This is a genomic window from Hungatella hominis (genome assembly GCF_014288005.1).
Taxonomy (GTDB): domain Bacteria; phylum Bacillota; class Clostridia; order Lachnospirales; family Lachnospiraceae; genus Hungatella; species Hungatella effluvii.
In genome coordinates, this window is the sequence record NZ_JACOPB010000001.1 from 454,027 (window position 1) to 474,824 (window position 20,798).

Sequence of the window (20,798 nt, forward strand, 5' to 3'; positions counted from 1 at the left end):
GGAGATTTGCAGGTATGAAGGTAATTGATTTGTTGAGTTCGGCTGTGGAACAGAATGCGTCGGATATCTTTTTGGTACCCGGCATGCCGTTCTCTTATAAGCTGGGCAGCAGAATTGTCTGCCAGAATGAGGAGAAGCTGTTTCCGGCTCAGATGGAGACGCTGATCACAGAACTTTATGAACTGGCGGGGAACCGCAGTATGGAGAAGGTGAGAGAGCATGGAGACGACGATTTCTCCTTCGCCCTTCCCGGTGTGTCGAGATTCCGCTCCAGTGTGTTCCGGCAGAGGGGATCGTTAGCCGCAGTTATCCGGGTGGTTACGTTTGATCTGCCCGATTATGAGACGCTTCACATACCACAGAATATCATCGATATCGCCCAGCTGACCAAGGGCTTCGTCCTGGTCACGGGACCGGCCGGCAGCGGTAAGAGCACGACGCTGGCGTGTATCATTGACAAGATCAATCATACGAGAAACGCCCACGTCATTACGCTGGAGGACCCGATCGAGTATCTGCACCGTCATAAGAAGAGCGTGGTAACCCAGAGAGAGATCGTGACGGACACGGACAGTTATGTCTCCGGACTCCGGGCAGCCCTTCGTCAGGCGCCGGATGTCATTCTGGTAGGTGAGATGCGTGATTATGAGACGATCCAGATTGCCATGACGGCGGCGGAGACGGGCCATCTCGTCATTTCTACGCTTCATACGGTCGGGGCGGCCAATACCATAGACCGTATCATCGATAATTTTCCGCCGAATCAGCAGCAGCAGATCCGGATGCAGATATCCATGGTCATGCAGGCGGTTGTGTCCCAGCAGCTGATTCCCACGGTGGATGGCGGCGTTTATCCGGCCTTTGAGATTATGTTTTTCAACAATGCAATCCGGAACATGATCCGCGAGTCCAAGACGCACCAGATCGACAGCGTGATTGCCACAGGACAGTCGGAAGGAATGGTATCCATGGACACCAGCCTTTTAAACCTCTATAAGAAGGGGATGATTACAAAAGAAAGCGCCGTGATCTACAGCAGCAATGGTGAGCTGATGGCGAAAAAAATCGAACGTCAGGGTTAAGGATAAAGCATATTTTTCCCATAACCAGTTATACTATCCGTAAGACAAGACAGGAGAGTGAACTGATTATGAGAACGGATAAGAGAAAAGTGGCGCTCATCGGCACCGGTATGGTGGGTATGAGCTATGCATATTCCATGCTGAATCAGAATATCTGTAATGAACTGGTTCTGATTGACATCAACAGAAAAAGGGCAGAAGGCGAGGCGATGGATTTAAACCATGGACTTGCCTTTTCTGCGTCCAACATGAAGATTTACGCTGGGGAATATAAGGATACGTCAGACGCGGATATCGCCGTCATCTGCGCCGGTGTGGCACAGAAGCCGGGGGAGAGCAGGCTAAACCTGTTAAAACGGAATGCAGCGGTATTTAAATCGATTGTAGACCCGATTACGGAGTCGGGATTCAACGGAATATTCTTAGTGGCGACAAATCCGGTGGATATCATGACCCGGATCACGTATTCGCTTTCCGGCTTCAATCCGCGGAGAGTGCTGGGCAGCGGAACTGCCCTGGATACCGCCAGGCTGCGTTACCTTTTGGGAGAATCCCTTTCCGTGGATCCGCGTAATGTCCACGCCTACGTGATGGGAGAGCACGGAGACAGCGAATTTGTTCCGTGGAGTCAGGCGATGATCGCCACGAAGCCCATCCTTTCCCTTTGTGATGAACAGGGAGAAGGCGGGATGGAGGTCATCTGCGGGGAAGAATTAAAACGGATCGAGGAGGAGGTGCGCGGGGCTGCATACCAGATTATTGAGGCGAAGAGCGCCACATACTATGGAATCGGTATGGCGCTGTCCAGGATCACGAGAGCGATTCTGGGAGATGAAAACAGTGTGCTGACCGTATCCGCCATGCTGCGTGGAGAGTATGGGCAGAACGACGTATATGCCGGCGTTCCCTGTATTATCAACAAGAACGGCATTTTCCGCGTGCTTCCGCTGGATTTGAATGAAGAGGAAAAAAAGCGTTTGGGCGAGTCCTGTGACACGCTCCGGGCCAGCTTCGATGAACTGGAAAAATAATAGACAAAGGTAAAACGGAAAAAGAAATAGAAGGACCAGCCGTCCGTTTGAGCGGCTAGTCCTTTTTCTTTTCTTCCGCGGCCTCGGATGCTTTGGTCTCTTCGGCGTTTAAATCTTCCTCATCGCTCACATACTCCAGAATTGCACTGATATCACAGTCCAGATACTCGCAGACTCTTGCCATCAGGGCCAGGTCGACGCGGGAGACCTTGTTGTTGCAGTAATTGTTCAGCTGAGTCCGCTGGACTTCACAGTGATAACAGACTTTGTTTTTGCTTTTGCCTTTTTCGAAGATTAAATCAGCCAGCTTGATATTAATATGCCCCATAAAATGCCTCCTTCCGTATAGTGATATTATATGTAAATAAATCTAAGAAAATAAGATGTATTTAAATAGATATATTATAGTAGATATATTTACGTAGATGTATTAAAATACAGGTATAAGAAAATGCATAGAAGAAAGGAAGAACCGAATGAAGAGATGTTCCTGTTTTGCAGTCGCGGTTATTCTGATGGTGACACTATACAGAATGATACCACATTATGAGATATTAGCCCAGTACAGTTACAGCTCTCCCGGCAGCAGGGAGACGACGATTCTGGCAGTCAGCCACACTGTCGGGCCAGCGCTTTACATATCAGGAGAAAATATCTTAAGACTGCACAGGAAACTGAATTACGATGTTCCTTCCAACCGGGTGATTCTAATGCTTTACGGAAAGAAAAGCGATGTGGAGAAGGGGAAATGCAGCGTAATCATGATTTATGAGGGTGAGGATGGCAGCAGGGAAGAAAATGCCGGTATTGTGTTGATAAAATGATCGCAGATGAAGAAAGGAAGAGTGCCGGAAATGGTCTGTTTCCGGCACTCTGCATTTGAAATGGAGAAGTTATGGAACAATTCTGCATCCGGTGAGCTTTAAGTACTGCCCGTCGCTCACGGTGATATATTTCGAACCTTCAAAATTATCATTTGAGATAATCGAGTCGAGTACGTGGTAACTGTCCTTGGATATCTCGACATAGCCAAAACCGATAACGGAATCCTCATCTACCTCAATTTTATACTCTCCTGCCGGAATGTGTACGCCGACCTTAAACATACCGTCGCTGCTGGTATCCGGACTGCCTGCCTCTTCAATCGGAACGGCATAGCACCCGGTCATCTTAAAATACTGTCCATCGGAGATGGTGACGATGGAATTGGTGGAAATATTATCGTTGGCAATGATGGAGTCAAGGGTTCCGCTGCTGTCCTTTGCGGTCTCTATGTATCCCATGAAGGAGTCGCAGTACACGACGTATTCCCCTGCAGGAATGTCGCTTCCTACTTTGTAGGTGCTGGCTTTATACCTGGTTTTCGCCTGTTCGGAGGTTTCTCCGTTCTCTGCAGGGTCTGTGTTCTTTTCTTCTGTACCGGCTGGTTCACTCATGGATATTTCCGCGGCCGGCAGTACGGGGGGTGAAGTTTGCGAGCCGGCATTGGAGAGTCCGAAAATAAAAACGATTACATAGAAAAGAGTAATAATGACTCTGGCCGGTTTATTGAATTTTTTGTATTTCCACATCAGAAAGAGACCGATTGGGAAACAGCAGAACAGCAGCATCAGCATAATAAACCAAATTTTGGAATAGAATGGTTCCTTTACCGGTACTCCGTTAATACTTGTCTGGTGAGCCGGCGTTTCCGGTATTGTTTCCGTCGGTTCCCCACAGTTTGGACAGAATTTTCCATCAAATTCTGTCCCGCATTTTCGGCAAAACATTTTCATTAACTCCCTACATTTTAAATTTTTTGCCGCAGTTTAAACAGGTGACCTGAACTTTTTTGGCGCCCAGATTACCGGCTACCAAACCCAGCGGACCTACAAGCGCAGCGCCCATAACCGCTTTCCCGATGCCGAAGCCCTTCTTATTGCCTGACAGCGAAGTGGAGCCGCATCTGGGGCATTTCGCCATGGAATCGTATTGCTGCTGCTGTATTTTTAACTGTTCCTGCTGAACCTGCAGGGCCATAGCCTGTATCTTTACCTGAGCCTGCTGCAGCTGCAAGTCATTCTTGGCCTTTACCTGTTCCAGCGCGGTTTCGGACAGCGGTGCGCGGCAGTTGGTACAGAAGTTGGCGCCGCTGGAATTGACGGAGCCGCAGCCCGGACAAACAGTGGAATCCGCAGGCAGCACCTGCTCCTCCGCTGGTTCGAGACGTTTTCCACAGGCAGAACAGAAGACGCTGCCGTCGGAGATGGCGGTATTACAATGTGGACAAGTCATAAAAAATCCCCCCTTTTGTTTTTTTTATTAAAACGCCAGTGGCTGTTTTAATTCTTGTGTACGGAATGTACAGAATATTTATTTATAATAACTATACAACGTTTTTGGGGTGATACGGCTGGAATATACTGGGAAAAGGGGGAGGCGGTGATGTAGTTACATGATGGCGCATGATCAGCTGCGGTGGCTGCGCTGTGCATAAATCCATCGATTCACACTATTCTTACTTGTCCCATATAATATTGTGTAGTGCAATATTAAAGGAGATAAATAATTATGAGTTGTGAAAATTATAAATGCAGATGTAGATGCAAATGTTATGAAAAATGTGAGCCTAAGCGTGAATGCGAATGCAGACATGAATGTGAATGCAGACGGGAATGCGAACCAAAACGCGAGTGCGAGTACAAGCCCAGACATGAGTGCAAACCGGAGTGTGAATATGAGCCCAGGCGCGAATATGAATGTGAATGCGAGCATGAACACGAGCAGGATCAGGGCAAAAACTGTGAATGGTTCGAAAAAGTATTAAGAGAATTTTACTGGAGCGGCTTCCATGATGGCTGTAAAAAATGTGGACGTAAAGAAAATGAATGTGGCTATGAAGGGTACGAAGAGTATAAAAAATAGTAAGAGAATAATAGAAGCATATGGATAAAAATGATAGAGGCGGTCTGCACAGGCCGCCTTATAATTTTGAGTGCGTATGCAAGAACCGGTATGCATTTATTGAATGGTATGCTGCAATGCAGAATCAATCTCTCGGAAATTATAGTGAGTAATGGGGAGAGCGATAAATGGCGAGAGAGATGGAGCGCATGATATTGTATCGGGTTACTGTGGTATTGCAGGTGATGGTCTTTACGGATTGTCCTGCTTTTATTATACCTTATTTTTTATTATATTATTATATCCATCATATCTTAGCTTGTTTTATTTTATTGTGCTGCCGGTTACATTCTCTTTAAGTGAAAGCTTCGTAATAGTATATCCCTCAAGGCTGGCCAGGCGGCACAGCATTTCTATAAGGTTTAATACCTTCTGATCTCTTTTCACATCATTGTTAATCTTATGCATATAAAATCCTCCTTAAAGTACGCCCCACCCTAAGTTAAATATATAATAGGGTGGAGCTGTTGGAGAAAAAAGGCAGTCTTAATTTACTGACTGCCAAAAGAAACGCTTATTAACTTTACCTTTCAATAGGGGAGTGCAGTGCCATTTCCGGCAGATGGGAAGTAAAGATAAATAGAAAAAAACCCTTGAATAATCAAGGGTTTTAACCAGCTGATGACGGGACTCGGACCCGTGACCTCCTCACTACCAATGAGGTGCGCTACCACCTGTGCCACATCAGCATTTTGTGTTTTAGCTCGTCAAGCGAACCTCATATATAGTAGCATGAGAAATTATATTTGTCAACAGAAAAATTATAAAATTTTTTATCCAAATCGAGAATCTTTGACGGAAGCTTTTTTCCGTGGTATACTGTTTCCACGTGGCGACAGGAGGTATTTCATGAAGAAGAAACGCAGAAAAAGAAAAAGTGCATGGGCCATATTTTTTAAGCCCATTAAAGTGATATTCTCAATTTTTTTAATTCTGATGATTCTGGGGCTGGGAGCCGGCGGCATCGTATATCTGAAGTTCGGGGATGAGATTTCGGCCTGTAAAGAACGGGCGGATCAGATTGTGGCACAATCAAAGAGAGAAGATTTTTCGCAGCCATCGGATACAAGGATCTACGATTCAGCGGGACAGGTGATCGGAATTATCAACACAGGACATTATGAGTATGTACCGATTACAGAAATCAGCGAGAATCTGCAGAATGCGTATATTGCCCAGGAGGACAAGCGTTTTTATAAGCATCACGGTGTGGATTTTATCGGCCTTGCGAGAGCGGGTGTGGCATTGGTTAAGAATAAGGGAGAGATTACCCAGGGCGGCAGCACTATCACACAGCAGGTCATTAAGAATACGTATTTAACGCAGGAAAAATCATTTATCAGAAAGATTACGGAGATATTTGCGGCGCCTCAGATGGAGGAAAAGTATTCCAAAGCCGATATCCTGGAATTTTACTGCAATACTAATTTCTATGCAAACCGCTGTTACGGAGTGGCCAAGGCCAGCCTCTATTATTTTAACAAAGAGGCAAAGGATTTAACCGTCTGGGAAGCGGCCACCCTTGCAGGAATCAGCAACAATCCGTCACGCTATAATCCAGTGGCCCACCCGGAGGCAGCCCTGGAAAAGAGAAATAAAATTATTGACAACATGCAGAAAAACGGCATGCTCACGGAGGCAGAGTGCGAGGAAGCGAAGGCACAGCCGCTTACAGTAGCCAAGGTAACCGAGGAAGGGACGAAGGAGACTTACCAGTCCAGCTATGCGGTCCACTGTGCGGCCCAGGAACTGATGAAGAACGACGGCTTCGAGTTCGAATACACCTTTGCCGATGAGACCGCTTACAACGATTATAAGGAGCGCTATCAGGAAGCATACCAGGAGAAGAGCGATTTGATCCGCAACGGCGGGTTTGAGATTCATACAAGCCTGGACAGTACGCTTCAGACGCAGCTTCAGGCAGGTATCGATGAGACGCTGGCGAAGTTCACCGACGTCTCGGACAATGGGAAATACGCGCTTCAGGGAGCTGCTGTCTGCATCGATAACCGGACCGGCTACGTGGTGGCGATTTCCGGCGGACGAGGAACCGATGATGAGTATAACAGAGGATTTTTAAGCAGACGTCAGCCCGGATCGACGATCAAGCCGCTGATTGACTACGCGCCTGCTTTTGAAACCGGGTATTACTACCCGTCGAGAATCGTAAACGACCATTTATTTGACAAGGGGCCGAAGAACAGCGGTAATAAATATTACGGTGAAGTCTCCGTAAGGGAGGCTCTTAACCGGAGCTTAAACACGGTCGCCTGGCAGGTGCTGGCGGATATCGGTGTGGATTACGGAACGAGCTATCTCGATAAGATGCATTTTGTGGGACTCAGCTATCTGGATAACTGGAATACCAGCATGAGTATCGGCGGATTTACCGAAGGCGCCCGTGTCGTGGACATGGCAAGGGGGTATTCCGTTCTGGCTAATGGCGGCATGTACAGCAACAATACGTGTATCACCGGCATTGACAGTCAGTACGAGGGCGACCTCTATCAGGAAAACCAGCCGGAGGAACGTATTTTCACTGAGGACACGGCATATATGGTCACTGATGTCTTAAAAGGTACTTTAAACCAGCCATACGGTACCGGATACGGTTTGGGACTCTCAATACCGGCAGCGGGGAAGACGGGAACGACCAACAGCAGTAAGGACACCTGGTTCTGTGGCTATACCAGGTACTATACCACCGCTGTCTGGGTCGGTTACGATACACCGAAAGCCATGCCGGGAGTCTACGGCAAGACGTATGCCGGTAAGATCTGGTATGATTTTATGAAGCAGTGCAATGAGGGCCTTCCGGCTGAGGACTGGGTTATGCCGTCAACGGTGGCCTACTATAATGTGGACTCCAGAGGCGAGAAAACCAGCCAGGAGACCGGGAAACAGGATCTGTTTTCTTCTGTAGCAGAGCAGAATGCGAGGTCCAACTCCAAGAAGTGGGATGAGGAACAGAAGATGAAGGAAGAAAACTCCAGGGCTGCCGCCGAGCAGGCATCCAGAGACGCCGCGGCACAGGGCCAGGAACAGGCGGCCGCAGGGCTTACGGCGCTGATTGGTGAATTAAATGGCCTGACTTACCGGGATGAGGCGATACAGGAGATGATCAGCCAGGGACAGTCGATGCTGGACCTGCTGGCCGGAACGGAGCAGTATGATGCTTTGAAGCAGCAGTTCGATGAGGCGGCAGGCAGGGCGGAAGCACTTCCGTATGAGGAACAGAGCATACCGCCGTCCCAGGAGATTGGGCCGGGATTCACCCATGAGGCGAGACCTGGCGAGGCGCCCTCCAGCACGGAGGAGGTCACCTCCGGCCAGGCCCCTGGAGTACAGCCGGGTGCGGCGCCAGGCGGATTCGAAGCAGTCGGACCAGGCGGTCAGTAAGGAAGGAAAACAATCGCTACGTTAAAAAGGAATTGTGAATAACTTTTCTTTTTAACGTAGTTTTTTAATTTTCTTCACTTACAAACCGGTTTCCTCTGTAAACAGATTGAACAGCCGAAGCGCAGAGCGCTGCGGGCAGATTGCCATCGTGACAGCGCACGGGACAGGACAGGGGAATAGTACTAGTCTCTCCGCCACAGGAAAAAAAGCGCTTGCCCGGATAAATAATCCTGTGTTATACTGCTGTCAAAAACGGATGACAGCCTTTATAAGAAGCTATCGCCACCGGTATCCGGTTTCTTCCCGTATTCCTTTCTGCCAATTTCATCAGGCGTTCTCTGTCCGCTCGGACTTAAGAATTAAGAAACTGATCGAGAAGCTGGAATTGGATTCTTCAACTGCATCCAGATATATGGAAGAATTCTGGTCTGCGTTCTCCAAACAGTAGGTTGTATTTTAGGGTTGCTTTTTATTCGGATAGCTGTTATGCTAGATGAGGATTTTATAAAACAAGCGAGAATTCCCCCGCCTCTATAGGTGAAAGGATGAAACGCCAAAAACAAGCTGCGCATCTATAAGATGTAGTCGCACTCTGTGAAATTATCGAGAGTGGATTGAAACAAGAAATGAGTTAAAATAAATGATGAAGGGAAGTGAACCAGAGTGGAAGGTCGAAGTCAGAAGATGGAAGCAGACAATTATCATAAGCGAGTGGTAGTGTGGGCAGAGTCGATGACTTCGGAACTGCTCTGTCTTCACTGCCGTTAAAGAATAGTCTTTTGCGCTTATGATAGCCATTTCCTGGGGGTATGTCCCTCAGGGATGGCTATTTTTGCGTGCTGCTTCCACGGTAAACCACACTTGAAAAATAAGGTTCGTATGGAAGGAGAAGAAAAATGCAGGAGAATTTTAACATGGAAGAACTGATGGACCTGCTGTTTACCCGTCAGTTTCGTAAATTAAAAGACGTATTGACAGAGATGAACGAGGTGGATATCGCCACCTTTATCGAAGAACTGGATTCAGAGAAGACGGTGGTAGTCTTCCGGATGCTGCCCAAGGAGCTGGCCTCGGACGTATTTGCATGCCTGGAGGTGGATAAGCAGGAGCATATTATTAACAGCATCACGGACTATGAACTGGGGACCATTGTGGATGATCTGTTCGTGGACGATGCGGTTGATATGCTGGAGGAGCTTCCGGCCAATGTGGTAAAACGTGTGCTTAAAAATGCCAGGCCCGACACGAGAAAACTGATCAACCAGTTTTTAAACTATCCGGAAAACAGCGCCGGCAGCATCATGACGGCAGAGTATGTAGGGCTTAAGCAGTCCATGACCGTGGAGCAGGCGTTTGCCTATATCCGGAAAAACGGGGTGGATAAAGAGACTATTTACACCTGCTATGTCATGGATGCGAAACGGAGGCTGGAAGGTGTTGTCACGGTAAAGGACTTACTGATGAATCCCTACGAGGAAATAATCGGAAATATCATGGATACCCGTGTTATTAAGGCTTTTACCACCGAAGATCAGGAAGAAGTGGCGGACAGCTTTCAAAAATACGACCTTTTGAGTCTTCCGGTGGTAGATCATGAAGAACGCCTCGTCGGTATTGTGACGGTGGATGACGTGGTCGATGTCATGGAACAGGAGGCAACCGAGGACTTCGAAAAGATGGCGGCCATGCTTCCCAGTGAAAAGCCGTATTTAAAGACAGGTGTCTTCCAGCTGGCCAAAAACAGGATTGCCTGGCTGTTGATTCTGATGATCAGCAGTATGATAACCGGCGGAATCCTGGCAAAGTACGAGGCCGCTTTCGCGGTGATCCCGCTTCTGGTAACCTTTATTCCCATGCTGACCGACACCGGCGGTAACGCAGGAAGCCAGAGCAGCACCATGATTATCCGTGGTATGGCAGTAGGTGAGATTGAGCCGGGCGACTTATTTAAAGTGCTCTGGAAAGAGCTGCGTGTGGGAATTATCGTCGGAGCCATTCTGGGTTTCGTCAATTACGTCCGCCTCGTAATTCTTTATCCGGGCAAAGAAATGCTGTGCCTGACCGTAGTTCTGAGCCTGATGGTAACCGTTGTTATTGCCAAAACCATCGGATGCGTGCTCCCGATTGCGGCAAAAGTGTTCCATATGGATCCGGCCATCATGGCGGCTCCGCTGATAACGACGATTGTGGATGCGGTGAGTTTGATTATTTATTTCCAGCTGGCGTGTTCGCTGCTGGGCTTATAGAATAGGAGGTACGCCCCATGTCTTCCGGGTGTTTTGGGGAGAGGTGGGGCGGGGGAACCAAACCACCCGGAAGATATGGGGCTGGGTACTGGCCGCCGCTAGAGGTTTGTGTGAAAGGGAGTATTATTTATGATAGAGTATAAGAAAATCAGTGATTTTCCAAAAGGAACATTATACAGCCAACTAAGCAGTGCATATTCTTTCCATGATAGTTTTAAAAAATATTGGGAAGAAATGTGGAAAGAGTATGACTGCTTTTTTTATTCTAATTTAAATATTGCAGACAAATGCGGGTTCATAACTGTCTTGAATGGGAAAGCAATCGGTCACATTTCATGGGATCCGAGGAATAATCCGGACTATGTGATCATAGGTCATAACTGCATTTTAAGTGAATATAAAGGCTGCGGTTATGGGAAAGAGCAATTGCGGGAAGCAATTGCAAGAATTAAAAAGAGCGGGACCCAAAAAGCTGTTGTAACAACGAATGGTATACTAATACCCGCTCAAAAAAATTATGAAAGTGTAGGATTTAAGAAAACATCAGTAAGAGAAAATAAAGATACGCCATTTGCAGGTGACTATATAGATTATGAACTGATATTTTAATCAGAATCCCGCTTCTAGTTCGAATCCCGTTCTATTTATCTCTTGCTTTTTACTTATGGAGCCTCTCCTCCATCACTGGGGCGTACTCATCTCCCCTTATTTCCATGTATTCCCTTTACATTCCCCGTATAATATGCTACACTTTACCTATCGTAATGTTTTTGTAAAAATAACGCTAGAGAGGAGGAAATCAATGACCACAGGAGCAGTTATACTTGCTGCGGGCCATAAAAGCTCGACTACCAGCTTCCAGCCCATGCTTCCGGTCGGGGACACGACTGCGGTGAAGCGGATTATCATAACGCTTCAGAGAGCCGGCGTGGAGCCGGTGGTGGTGATTACGGGAGACAGGGGAGAGGAACTGGAGAAGCATATTTCCAAGATGCGCGTGGTATGCTTAAGGAATGGAGAGTATGCGACGACTCAGCTGTTCGACAGTATCTGCATGGGATTAAACTACATCGAGGACCTGTGTGACCGGGTGCTGGTCATGCCGACAAAGGTTCCGCTGCTGCTGTCGGAGACCATCGAAAAGATTATGGAAAGTGAAGCGACACTGTGCTGTCCCGTATATGAGGGCAGAAGAGGCCATCCGGTGATGATAGCAGCGGACTGGATCCCGAAGATCCTGAACTACCAGGGAGAGTACGGGCTGCGCAGTTTTTTGCGGGAGCCGGAAGCGGATGCGGTGCTGGAGGAGATTCCGGTGGATGACAGAGGGATCATTCAGGCCGTGGAGACGGATGAAGACTGTGCCATGGCCATGAGCGGAAATCATGGCAAGCTGCCGCTTCACAGCCGTATGTCACTCTATCTGGAATGCGACGAAGTCTTTTTTGGACCGGGAATCGCCCAGTTTCTGTCGCTGATCGATCATACCGGGTCCATGCAGACGGCGTGCAAACAGATGCACATGTCCTACAGTAAGGGCTGGAAAATCATGAAGACCGCGGAGCGGGAGCTTGGCTATCCGCTATTAATCACCCAGTCGGGCGGAGCGGAGGGCGGCTTTTCACAGCTGACTCCGAAGACGAAGGACTTTTTAAACCGTTTTTTGCAGATGGAGCAGGAGATGAACAGCCATGCTTCACGATTGTTTGAAAAATATTTTGGAGATGAGAGGTAATGGGGATGAAACAGTTATTCGAAGAGATGAAGCAGATTCTGGAGCAGGGAGACGACCTGGTACTGGTGACGGTGATCGCCGGTTCTGGTTCCACGCCGAGGGGCGCGGGAGCCAGGATGATCGTCAGAAAAGACGGGACAACCATGGGAACCATTGGCGGCGGCGCGGTAGAATATCAGGCGGGACGCATGGCTCTCGATGTGCTGGAGAGTAAAAGCTCCTTCAGCAAGGGCTTTAAACTGGTAAAAGGCCAGGTGGCGGATTTAGGAATGATCTGCGGCGGAGACGTAGTGGTCTATTTCCAGTATGTAAGCCCGGACAACCAGGATTTTCTTGCCATCTGTGAGGAAGGCATCCAGGCGTGTGAGCGGGATGAGGACAGCTGGATTATTACTGATATTACGGACGAGACGGCCTGGGCCGTGGGGCTCTATTCGGAAAGCCGCGGATTTGCCGGAATCACCGTGGAGGGCGATATAGAACCGCTGACACAGGCAAAGGCGGTGCAGACCTCCGTAAGCGGCAGAAAGTATTACAGCGAGCCGCTTCAGAGAGCTGGTACGGTATACGTGTTCGGCGGCGGCCATGTGGCGCAGGAACTGGTTCCGGTGATTGCCCATGTGGGATTCAAATGCGTGGTTTATGATGACCGCCCTGAATTTGCCAACAGCAGACTGTTTCCGGATGCGGTGAATACCATAGTCGGTGATTTTACAAGTGTCTTTGATAAGGTGACAATCCGCGAGCAGGATTACGTTGTGATCATGACGAGAGGCCATCAGTGTGACTACGACGTTCAGAAACAGGTTCTTAAGACGCCGGCCCACTATATCGGAGTGATGGGAAGCCGCCAGAAGCTGATGACGCTTGCCGGAAAACTGAAGGCAGAGGGCTTCACCGACCAGGATATCGAGCGGTTCTACAGCCCGATCGGACTGGCGATTCTGGCGGAGACTCCCGCGGAAATCGCCATCAGCGTGGCGGGCGAACTGATTATGGTAAGAGCCAGGAGAGAGGGCCGGACGAAATGACAGAGCGCCATCTCTTTTTAAAGGGACGGTCCGGGGCCGGGAAGACGACGTGTCTCCTGTCCTGCCTGGAGCCTTACTGGAAGGGCGCGGGGGGATTTTTGACCCAGCGCCTGACAGACGGAGACGGTGAGACTGCGGGATTTCGCTTCCTGCCGGTGGAGAACATGGAAGTAATACCTTCTGTGACGAGGACCTATGAGCCTGGCATAAAGGGCATTTTCATTGAGCGGACACCGGAGGGATGGAGAAAATATCCGGAAGTGTTTGAGACGCTGGGAGCGGAGATACTGAACCGCCTGCTGGAATATCCGGAACAGTACCGTTTCTGCTATATCGATGAGATCGGCGGCGTGGAACTGAAGGTAAAGCCGTTCATGGAGCGGCTGGAACGGCTGCTCGGGAGTCCGGCCTTCTGTGTCGGAGTTCTGAAGCATTCGGGAAATCTGGCCTCTTTGGGTACGAGAATTCCGCTTCCAGCCAATGCAGCTCCCGACAGGGAGTGGCTGGAAGCACAGATGGAGCAGCGCTTCGGCTGCCGGATTCTGGCCTTTGACGGAGGCGAAGCGGAGAAAATGGAAATCAGGCGGATCATAGACCTGCGGCTTTCCGGAACAACAGAGAAAGGGAGTGAAAAGTGATGGCAGATAAACATCGGGTGCGAGTGCGGCTCACCGCAATGGTGGTTCTGTTTGCAGTCTGCTTTTTCGGTTCCTTCATGCTGGGAAGATATCCGATTGAACCATGGACGCTGATTCGGGTGCTGGCATCGAGAGTCATTCCAGTTACACCGGACTGGCCTTCGCAGGTAGAGACGGTTCTTTTCAACGTCCGCCTTCCCCGGGTGTTAATGGCGGCGCTGATCGGTGCAGGACTGGCGGCGGCGGGAGCAGCCTATCAGGGAATATTTAAGAATCCCATGGTCTCGCCGGATGTGCTGGGAGCGTCGTCAGGCGCCGGATTTGGAGCCGCCCTGGGGCTGTTCCTCTCATTCTCCTACCAGGGAGTATCGTTTCTGGCGTTTGTTCTGGGACTGTCGGCTGTTGGGGCGGTCTGTCTGATCAGCAGCCGCGTGAAATACAACCAGACGCTGGGCCTGGTGCTGGCCGGAATGATGATCAGCTCCCTGTTTACGGCGGCTGTGTCATTTTTAAAGCTCGTTGCGGACCCCAATAATACGCTGCCGGTGATCACATACTGGCTCATGGGAAGCCTGGCCTCGATCCGGCCTAAGGATTTAGCCTTTGCGGCGCCGTGGATCATCGGCGGGATCATCCCCATTTACCTGCTGCGCTGGAAGATCAATGTGCTGACACTGGGTGAGGAAGAAGCGCGCTGTATCGGTGTCGATACCAGTGCGGTCCGGCTTGCCGTGGTGCTCTGTGCGACGCTTATTACATCGGCGGCCGTGTCGGTCAGCGGTCTGATCGGCTGGGTGGGGCTGGTAATACCTCACTTTGCCCGGTTGCTGGTGGGAAGCGACTACCGGAAGATGCTTCCAGCCTCTCTGCTTTTGGGCGCAAGCTTTTTACTGGTGGTCGATAACTTCGCCAGGCTTCTGGCGACCAGCGAGATACCCATCGGAATTCTCACCGCATTTGTGGGAGCGCCGTTTTTCCTCTGGCTGATCCTGAGGGAAGGAAATAAACTTTGAGAGGTGGTAGAATATGGGGCTGATCGTAGAAAATCTGACCTTCGGCTACCGGTGCTTTCCCGTCCTGAAGGGCGTGGATTTTTCCGTGGAAACGGGAAATCTCGTCTGTATGCTGGGGAAAAACGGTGCCGGTAAGAGCACGCTGTTCCGGTGTATTCTGGGCCTCTTAAAGGGGTACCACGGGAAAATCATGGCCGATGGGGTGAACCTCCGAACGCTTAAAGAGAAAGAACTGGCCAGAAAGATTGCCTATATCCCCCAGAATCACGATCAGGCGTTTGCCTTTTCGGTTTTGGACATGGTGATGATGGGAACCACATCGTCGCTTCAGGGATTAAAGAGCCCTGGCAGGGAACAGCGGGAGGCGGCATTTGATGCGCTTAAGACCATGAGGATCGACGCGATGGCGGAGCGCTCTTATGCGCATTTAAGCGGAGGGGAACAGCAGTTGGTGCTGATAGCCAGGGCGATCGCACAGCAGGCTGGAATTCTCATTATGGATGAGCCGTGTGCAAACCTGGACTACGGCAATCAGGCCAGAGTCATGGAGGAGTTAAAGCGGCTTGCCGGCGAGGGATATTTAATCGTACAGTCTACCCACAGCCCGGATCAGGCGTTTCTCTATGCCGATCAGGCTGCGGTGCTTTCAGACGGGATGATAAAGGCATTTGGAAAGCCGGAGGAGGTGCTGACAGAATCGCTTCTGGAGACCATGTACGGCATACCGGTTCGTTTGTTTGATGCGGGAGACACGGGGAGAAAGCTGTGTATGCCCGATCGGGTGAAGGGGGAATAAATTATGTGGGAACTGTATGAACGGCTGATAGAGCCGATACCGGACGATGTTCCGGTGGATGAAATAATCGTGGGAACAAGCTGTACCATGGTGAGAGCCGGAGGAGCGGCGGGGGCGGCCGCCAACCAGAGGCTGGAGAGCCGGCCGCGCATCCTGGAGGAAGAGGAATGGGAACGGGGCATGACCTGGAGACAGGCGGCGTCCCTGATTTCCTCCTGGAACTTTCTGGAGGCCGGAATCGGAGCGGCGGCCATCAACGCCTATTATAACCGGGAGTCTGTGCTGATGGATGGAATCGCCGCGTATGAGGGCGTAAAAATCCTGGAAAGCTGCGATACGTTTGCGGCGCCGGGAGACGCGTTTGCGGGAAAAAAAGTGGCGACTATCGGCCATTTCCATTATGCGGAGCGCTATCTGGAAAAGGCAGGAGGACTCTTTGTTCTGGAGAGGGAACCGCGGGAGGGAGACTATCCGGATACGGCCTGCGAATACATTTTGCCGGACATGGATTACATCTACATAACAGGGTTCACTCTGGTGAATAAGACGCTTCCAAGACTTTTGGAACTGTCCGGCAATGCCAGGGTGATTCTGGTGGGACCCAGCGTCCCGATGGCGCCGGCGCTGTTTGAATTTGGCGTGAAGGAGCTGGCCGGAACGCTGATTACGGATATGGCAAAGACAGAACGCTACATCCGCCACGGCAGCCACCGGGCGGTAGTGCGCTCCGGTATACCCGTGAGAGCAGGATATCAGAATTAACAAATAAGGGAGGCAATATCATGAAGAAAAGAAAAAACATATGGCTGGGCCTGTCGCTCGCTGCAGTCATGATGATGGGACTTGGCGGCTGTGCCAAAGGATCCGGAAATGCCGGAGAGACACAGCAGACTGCGGTGGAGACCACTGCCGCGGCGACAGCGGACACGACAGCGGCGGCTTCACGGGAGACGGATAAGGCAGATTCTGCGGCCGGAGTCAAGGTTGCGCAGGCGGAAGGAACGAGAATTATCACGGACTCAGCCGGGAGAGAGGTGGAGATCCCTTCGGAAATCACGAAGATCGCGCCCTCCGGTCCCCTGGCCCAGATCGTACTCTACACGGTGAGCCCGGATAAGCTGGCAGGTCTGGCGGCTGATTTCTCCAATGAGGCGAAACAGTATATCGATGAAAAGTACTGGGGACTGCCAAAATTCGGACAGTTCTACGGAAAGAACGCAAGTCTTAACATGGAAGCTCTGATTGCAGAAGCGCCGGAAGTCATCATTGACATAGGAGAGGCGAAGAAGACGGTGAAAGAGGACATGGATGCTCTTCAGGAGCAGTTGAATATTCCGGTTATCTTTGTAGAAGCGACGCTTCCCACTATGGCAGACGCCTACGAGATGCTGGGAGATATCACCGGCGAGAAGGAGCAGGCCGGGAAACTGGCGAATTACTGCCGGGCAGAGATCGGAAAGGCAGATCAGAATGCGGCGGCCATTGCTGACGCAGACAGAAAGAGCGTATATTTTGGACTTGGTGAAGACGGCCTTCATACCAATGCCAAAGGCTCCATCCACGCCGACGTGATCGATCGGATCGGAGCGGTCAATGCGGCCGATGTGGAAGCGGTATCCAGTGGAGGCGGAAGCGAAGTCTCCTTCGAACAGGTACTGCTCTGGAACCCGGATTTGATCATCGTGGATTCCCAGAAGCTCTATGATACGCTTACCGCGGATCCCATGTGGCAGGAGCTGGATGCTGTGAAAAACGGGAAAATCTTTAAAATACCGACTGCTCCATACAGCTTTATGAGCAGCCCGCCCTCTGTAAACCGTATGATCGGCATCGAGTGGCTTGGCAGTCTCGTATATCCGGAGATCTATATGTCGGATATTCGGGAAGAAGTGAAGAGTTTCTACCAGCTTTTCTATCATATCGATGTGACGGACGAAAAATTGGAGGCAATACTGAAGAATGCGGTTAGGGGATGAGGGTGCGCGGGTACGCGGACTTTTGCATAGGGATTGAGGAAAAGGGAGAGCAGGCGGCAGGGAGGGAAAGGTTCAGGGATTCCGAGGGGGTGGGACTAAGGGCGAACAGCCCCCTCCGCAGGGGTCCCGGGCAATTCGACCGAACGCCTGATGCGTTCGCTCTCAGTGCCCGCAAAATCGCGTCCTGAAAACGCGATTTTGCCCCTGCTCCGGCGGCTGTTCACCCTAAGTCCCACCGACCTCTGCATCATTCACCTTTCCCTCCCTGCCGCCCGCTCTCCCTTTTCCGGCCAGGCTGTGAAAAAGTCCGCTGTGTCCTGGCTCCATAAGGGGTGGAAAGACATCATTGAACCGGCCATAAAAACAGGTGGAAAGTATCTGGGATTATATCTTAGTCAATAAACAACGGTTTTATCTTAAGGCGGCGTTTCGTAATATTTTTTGCAGGTTTTGTCGGCCGCCTGTTTAAATTTTTCTTTTATCGTTATACATTATCCTCATCTTTTGCGAGAAACCACAGGTTCTTACTGATGGACAGGAGTGTCATTGTAAACAGGATTGATTCCCCAGTCCCTGCCAGAGCCAAGACATATACATGATCTCGCATATCATAATGTTTCCTTCTGTATGTATAAACTGTGTTGGCCTCTGATGTTTTGTGAAATTTCAGGGATCAAACGAATTGCAGTCAGTGTTTAATTCGGTCTGTTGCCAGACAGAACCGGGGGCGCTGACGGCCTCTTACCGCCTGCTTTTACAGCCAGTTCCATAGAGCAGAGCCAGCTATATCTTTCTTCCCTTGTGTAGCCAGTACCCAGCGGACTTTTTCGCAGCCTAGCCGGAAACGGAAGCGGGGGTGACAGGGAGGGAATAGCGAATGATGCAGAGGTCGGTGGGACTTAGGGAAAACAGTCCCTGGAGCAGGGGCGAAATCGCGTTTTCAGGACGCGAGTTCGCGGGCACTGAGAGCGAACGCATCAGGCGTTCGGTCGAATTGCCCGGGACCCCTGCGGAGGGGGCTGTTTTCCCTTAGTCCCACCCCCTCGGAATCCCTGAGCGGTTCCCTCCCTGTCACCCCCGCTTCCGTTTCCTTGATACCTCACGCAAAAGTCCGCGTACCTCCCACACAAAACCCCAATTCTAAAAAAATACGCGAAGCCGGGAAATGGCTTCGCGTATTTTCTTCATATATGCGCAGATATTTAAGCCTTGTTTACAAAAGACTCGCAGTCTGTGCATTCCTTCATGGTCGGATTGGACTCGTGAGTACCTACCTTGATCGCTTCAAGAGTACAGTAATCCTCGTTCTTGGCATGGTAAGTGCAGTTATTGATTGTACAATGGATACATTCGTTCTTTCCGTTTACTAACATAATTCAATACCTCCTTCATCATTTTATCGGTAATATTATCTGCAGAAATGAAGAAAATATACGGATGAATGTCAGCGCAGTTTTCAAACACGCTCTGGGACTTGTTAGATTGTATGTTTGGGTGTATACTATTTTCATTGAAAAAAATTTGACAGAAAGGCTTTAGGGAGGTCGTAGGGGTGGGACAGAAACAGAAGACAAAACAGGTGATCATGACGGAAGGCGTAATCTGGAAGCAGCTTTTGGCGTTTTCCATGCCGCTTCTGGTAGGCAATCTTTTTCAGCAGCTGTATAATACTGTGGATTCCATCGTGGTTGGAAACTTCATCGGCAGCGAGGCACTGGCTGCGGTTGGTTCCAGCAACTCCCTGATCAATCTGATCATCGGCATGTTTATGGGAATCGCCACCGGCGCGGGAGTGATTATCTCCCAGTATTACGGGGCGAAGGACGATCAGAAGCTTCACTGGGCGGTGCATACATGCATGGCGCTGAGTCTGATCGGAGGCACGCTGCTGATCGTGCTGGGCGTGCTTCTGTCCCCTCTGATCCTGAAATGGATGGGCACGCCCGAAGAGGTTATGCCTAATTCTGTCGCCTACCTGCGCATCTTCTTCTGCGGTTCCCTGTTCAATCTGGTATACAACATGGGCGCTGGAGTGCTGAGGGCGGTGGGAGACTCCAGGCGGCCTCTCTATTATCTGTGTGTGTCTTCTGTGGTAAACATTATTCTGGACATGGTTTTTGTGGTGGTATTCCATATGGGGACGGCCGGTGTCGGTTATGCCACCGTGATAGCGCAGGCAGTTTCTTCCGTGCTTACGGTGCGGACGCTGATGAAAACGGAGGACAGCTACCGTCTGGTCCCTACCCAGATCAGGATCGACCGGCGCATGATGAAGCGGATCTTAAAGCTGGGCATACCGAGCGGAATTCAGCAGAGCATCATATCCCTGTCCAATGTTATCGTCCAGGCGAACATCAATGGCTTCGGAGCGGCCGCCATGGCGGGCTACGGCGCCTACAGCAAGGTGGATGGCTTCGCCATGCTGCCGCTTCAGAGCTTCTGTATGGCTTCGACCACCTTCACAGGCCAGAATATAGGCGCTAAAAAGGCAAAACGTGTCAAGGATGGGATGTTTCAGGGAATTGCCATCAGCCTGATTTATACGGCCTTTATCTCGGTCCTCCTTTATTTAAATGCGGACAAGATTCTCCGCATCTTCTCGCCGGATGAGGCGGTTATCGCCTTCGGGCATACTACCATGGCCATCCTGCTTCCGTTTTACTGGTCCATTGCGATTCACCAGATCCTGATGGGAAGTATCCGGGGAAGCGGAAGAACCATGGTTTCCATGTTGATCGGCGTTGGAAACATGTGTATCCTGCGCATGATATATATTAATTTACTGGTTCCATTTTTTCCGAGTTTTGAGGCTGTCATGTGGTGCTATCCAATCACCTGGATGACGACGATGCTGATGGACTGCGTCTACAGCGCAAAGGCTAAATGGATTCCGAAAGGAGAATAGACG

The 20,798-nt window shown here is 50.2% G+C and carries 20 protein-coding genes and 1 tRNA gene; 14 read left to right on the forward strand and 7 right to left on the reverse strand.

The annotated features are described in order from the left end of the window. Positions 1–14: 14 nt before the first annotated feature. Positions 15–1,082: a type IV pilus twitching motility protein PilT gene (locus H8S75_RS02115; protein WP_002603282.1), complete on the forward strand. Its 1,068-nt coding sequence runs from the start codon at positions 15–17 to the stop codon at positions 1,080–1,082. 68 nt (positions 1,083–1,150) lie between these two features. Then, the gene (locus H8S75_RS02120; protein ID WP_187018983.1) at positions 1,151–2,113 is read left to right on the forward strand and encodes an L-lactate dehydrogenase; all 963 of its coding nucleotides are present in this window, start codon (positions 1,151–1,153) and stop codon (positions 2,111–2,113) included. 55 nt (positions 2,114–2,168) lie between these two features. Here the strand turns inward: H8S75_RS02120 and H8S75_RS02125 are convergent, their stop codons facing one another. Further along, positions 2,169–2,441 carry a helix-turn-helix domain-containing protein gene (locus tag H8S75_RS02125; protein WP_002603284.1) on the reverse strand — a complete coding sequence of 91 codons (273 nt, stop codon included), beginning with the start codon at positions 2,439–2,441 and terminating at the stop codon, positions 2,169–2,171. Between the two features lie 148 nt (positions 2,442–2,589). Here H8S75_RS02125 and H8S75_RS02130 point away from each other — a divergent pair, with 148 nt between their 5' ends. Then, positions 2,590–2,937 (forward strand): hypothetical protein, encoded by a 348-nt coding sequence (locus H8S75_RS02130; RefSeq protein ID WP_187018985.1) that lies wholly within the window; start codon positions 2,590–2,592, stop codon positions 2,935–2,937. A 69-nt stretch (positions 2,938–3,006) separates the two neighbouring features. Here H8S75_RS02130 and H8S75_RS02135 read toward each other — a convergent pair whose 3' ends face one another. The 4 genes from H8S75_RS02135 to H8S75_RS02150 all read right to left on the reverse strand — a co-directional run bounded on the left by H8S75_RS02135 (position 3,007) and on the right by H8S75_RS02150 (position 5,745). Continuing rightward, positions 3,007–3,882, reverse strand: coding sequence for an Rv1352/Rv1906c domain-containing protein (locus tag H8S75_RS02135; protein WP_187018986.1), 876 nt, complete (start codon positions 3,880–3,882; stop codon positions 3,007–3,009). 13 nt (positions 3,883–3,895) lie between these two features. Beyond that, positions 3,896–4,387, reverse strand: a complete 492-nt coding sequence (locus H8S75_RS02140; protein WP_187018988.1) for a zinc ribbon domain-containing protein — start codon at positions 4,385–4,387, stop codon at positions 3,896–3,898. 933 nt (positions 4,388–5,320) lie between these two features. Next, on the reverse strand, positions 5,321–5,464 hold the full coding sequence (locus H8S75_RS02145; RefSeq protein ID WP_155521551.1) for a hypothetical protein: 144 nt from the start codon (positions 5,462–5,464) through the stop codon (positions 5,321–5,323). Positions 5,465–5,672: 208 nt separating this feature from the next. Beyond that, positions 5,673–5,745 (reverse strand) — tRNA-Thr (locus H8S75_RS02150). 160 nt (positions 5,746–5,905) lie between these two features. Here H8S75_RS02150 and H8S75_RS02155 point away from each other — a divergent pair. The 10 genes from H8S75_RS02155 to H8S75_RS02200 all read left to right on the forward strand — a co-directional run bounded on the left by H8S75_RS02155 (position 5,906) and on the right by H8S75_RS02200 (position 17,890). Further along, on the forward strand, positions 5,906–8,455 hold the full coding sequence (locus H8S75_RS02155; RefSeq protein WP_187018990.1) for a transglycosylase domain-containing protein: 2,550 nt from the start codon (positions 5,906–5,908) through the stop codon (positions 8,453–8,455). A gap of 896 nt (positions 8,456–9,351) precedes the next feature. Continuing rightward, positions 9,352–10,701, forward strand: coding sequence for a magnesium transporter (gene mgtE / locus H8S75_RS02160; protein ID WP_187018992.1), 1,350 nt, complete (start codon positions 9,352–9,354; stop codon positions 10,699–10,701). 129 nt (positions 10,702–10,830) lie between these two features. Further along, positions 10,831–11,310 carry a GNAT family N-acetyltransferase gene (locus H8S75_RS02165; RefSeq protein WP_187018993.1) on the forward strand — a complete coding sequence of 160 codons (480 nt, stop codon included), beginning with the start codon at positions 10,831–10,833 and terminating at the stop codon, positions 11,308–11,310. Positions 11,311–11,503: 193 nt separating this feature from the next. Continuing rightward, complete coding sequence (locus H8S75_RS02170; RefSeq protein WP_187018995.1) at positions 11,504–12,436, forward strand: NTP transferase domain-containing protein; 933 nt, start codon at positions 11,504–11,506, stop codon at positions 12,434–12,436. A 5-nt stretch (positions 12,437–12,441) separates the two neighbouring features. Beyond that, positions 12,442–13,467, forward strand: a complete 1,026-nt coding sequence (locus tag H8S75_RS02175) for an XdhC family protein (protein ID WP_187018997.1) — start codon at positions 12,442–12,444, stop codon at positions 13,465–13,467. Next, on the forward strand, positions 13,464–14,105 hold the full coding sequence (locus H8S75_RS02180; RefSeq protein ID WP_187018999.1) for a nucleoside-triphosphatase: 642 nt from the start codon (positions 13,464–13,466) through the stop codon (positions 14,103–14,105). The genes H8S75_RS02175 and H8S75_RS02180 overlap by 4 nt, the downstream gene beginning before the upstream one ends. Next, entirely contained in the window at positions 14,105–15,118 is a 1,014-nt protein-coding gene (locus H8S75_RS02185) for a FecCD family ABC transporter permease (RefSeq protein ID WP_187019000.1), read from the forward strand. Before H8S75_RS02180 ends, H8S75_RS02185 begins: the two co-directional genes overlap by 1 nt. Positions 15,119–15,131: 13 nt before the next feature. Then, a complete protein-coding gene (locus tag H8S75_RS02190; RefSeq protein WP_187019002.1) occupies positions 15,132–15,914 on the forward strand; it encodes an ABC transporter ATP-binding protein in 783 nt (260 codons plus the stop codon). Positions 15,915–15,917: 3 nt separating this feature from the next. Then, positions 15,918–16,676 (forward strand): Rossmann-like domain-containing protein, encoded by a 759-nt coding sequence (locus H8S75_RS02195; RefSeq protein ID WP_207729044.1) that lies wholly within the window; start codon positions 15,918–15,920, stop codon positions 16,674–16,676. Between the two features lie 20 nt (positions 16,677–16,696). Further along, the gene (locus H8S75_RS02200) at positions 16,697–17,890 is read left to right on the forward strand and encodes an ABC transporter substrate-binding protein (protein ID WP_187019004.1); all 1,194 of its coding nucleotides are present in this window, start codon (positions 16,697–16,699) and stop codon (positions 17,888–17,890) included. Between the two features lie 484 nt (positions 17,891–18,374). Here H8S75_RS02200 and H8S75_RS33035 read toward each other — a convergent pair whose 3' ends face one another. Then, positions 18,375–18,497 carry a hypothetical protein gene (locus H8S75_RS33035; RefSeq protein ID WP_279288617.1) on the reverse strand — a complete coding sequence of 41 codons (123 nt, stop codon included), beginning with the start codon at positions 18,495–18,497 and terminating at the stop codon, positions 18,375–18,377. 595 nt (positions 18,498–19,092) lie between these two features. Then, positions 19,093–19,263 (reverse strand): DUF1540 domain-containing protein, encoded by a 171-nt coding sequence (locus tag H8S75_RS02205; protein WP_070102457.1) that lies wholly within the window; start codon positions 19,261–19,263, stop codon positions 19,093–19,095. Positions 19,264–19,442: 179 nt separating this feature from the next. Between H8S75_RS02205 and H8S75_RS02210 the strand changes: the two genes are divergently transcribed. After that, positions 19,443–20,795: an MATE family efflux transporter gene (locus tag H8S75_RS02210; protein ID WP_349768847.1), complete on the forward strand. Its 1,353-nt coding sequence runs from the start codon at positions 19,443–19,445 to the stop codon at positions 20,793–20,795. The last annotated feature ends 3 nt before the right edge of the window (positions 20,796–20,798 follow it).

Excerpts from the sequence above, each read along its gene's own strand:
- H8S75_RS02125 (WP_002603284.1), bottom strand. The coding sequence starts at position 2,441 with ATGGGGCATATTAATATCAAGCTGGCTGATTTAATCTTCGAAAAAGGC.
- H8S75_RS02155 (WP_187018990.1), top strand. The coding sequence starts at position 5,906 with ATGAAGAAGAAACGCAGAAAAAGAAAAAGTGCATGGGCCATATTTTTT.
- H8S75_RS33035 (WP_279288617.1), bottom strand. The coding sequence starts at position 18,497 with ATGCGAGATCATGTATATGTCTTGGCTCTGGCAGGGACTGGGGAATCA.
- H8S75_RS02190 (WP_187019002.1), top strand. The coding sequence starts at position 15,132 with ATGGGGCTGATCGTAGAAAATCTGACCTTCGGCTACCGGTGCTTTCCC.
- mgtE (WP_187018992.1), top strand. The coding sequence starts at position 9,352 with ATGCAGGAGAATTTTAACATGGAAGAACTGATGGACCTGCTGTTTACC.
- H8S75_RS02180 (WP_187018999.1), top strand. The coding sequence starts at position 13,464 with ATGACAGAGCGCCATCTCTTTTTAAAGGGACGGTCCGGGGCCGGGAAG.
- H8S75_RS02170 (WP_187018995.1), top strand. The coding sequence starts at position 11,504 with ATGACCACAGGAGCAGTTATACTTGCTGCGGGCCATAAAAGCTCGACT.
- H8S75_RS02130 (WP_187018985.1), top strand. The coding sequence starts at position 2,590 with ATGAAGAGATGTTCCTGTTTTGCAGTCGCGGTTATTCTGATGGTGACA.
- H8S75_RS02195 (WP_207729044.1), top strand. The coding sequence starts at position 15,918 with ATGTGGGAACTGTATGAACGGCTGATAGAGCCGATACCGGACGATGTT.
- H8S75_RS02115 (WP_002603282.1), top strand. The coding sequence starts at position 15 with ATGAAGGTAATTGATTTGTTGAGTTCGGCTGTGGAACAGAATGCGTCG.
- H8S75_RS02175 (WP_187018997.1), top strand. The coding sequence starts at position 12,442 with ATGAAACAGTTATTCGAAGAGATGAAGCAGATTCTGGAGCAGGGAGAC.
- H8S75_RS02165 (WP_187018993.1), top strand. The coding sequence starts at position 10,831 with ATGATAGAGTATAAGAAAATCAGTGATTTTCCAAAAGGAACATTATAC.
- H8S75_RS02140 (WP_187018988.1), bottom strand. The coding sequence starts at position 4,387 with ATGACTTGTCCACATTGTAATACCGCCATCTCCGACGGCAGCGTCTTC.
- H8S75_RS02200 (WP_187019004.1), top strand. The coding sequence starts at position 16,697 with ATGAAGAAAAGAAAAAACATATGGCTGGGCCTGTCGCTCGCTGCAGTC.
- H8S75_RS02205 (WP_070102457.1), bottom strand. The coding sequence starts at position 19,263 with ATGTTAGTAAACGGAAAGAACGAATGTATCCATTGTACAATCAATAAC.
- H8S75_RS02185 (WP_187019000.1), top strand. The coding sequence starts at position 14,105 with ATGGCAGATAAACATCGGGTGCGAGTGCGGCTCACCGCAATGGTGGTT.
- H8S75_RS02120 (WP_187018983.1), top strand. The coding sequence starts at position 1,151 with ATGAGAACGGATAAGAGAAAAGTGGCGCTCATCGGCACCGGTATGGTG.
- H8S75_RS02135 (WP_187018986.1), bottom strand. The coding sequence starts at position 3,882 with ATGTTTTGCCGAAAATGCGGGACAGAATTTGATGGAAAATTCTGTCCA.
- H8S75_RS02145 (WP_155521551.1), bottom strand. The coding sequence starts at position 5,464 with ATGCATAAGATTAACAATGATGTGAAAAGAGATCAGAAGGTATTAAAC.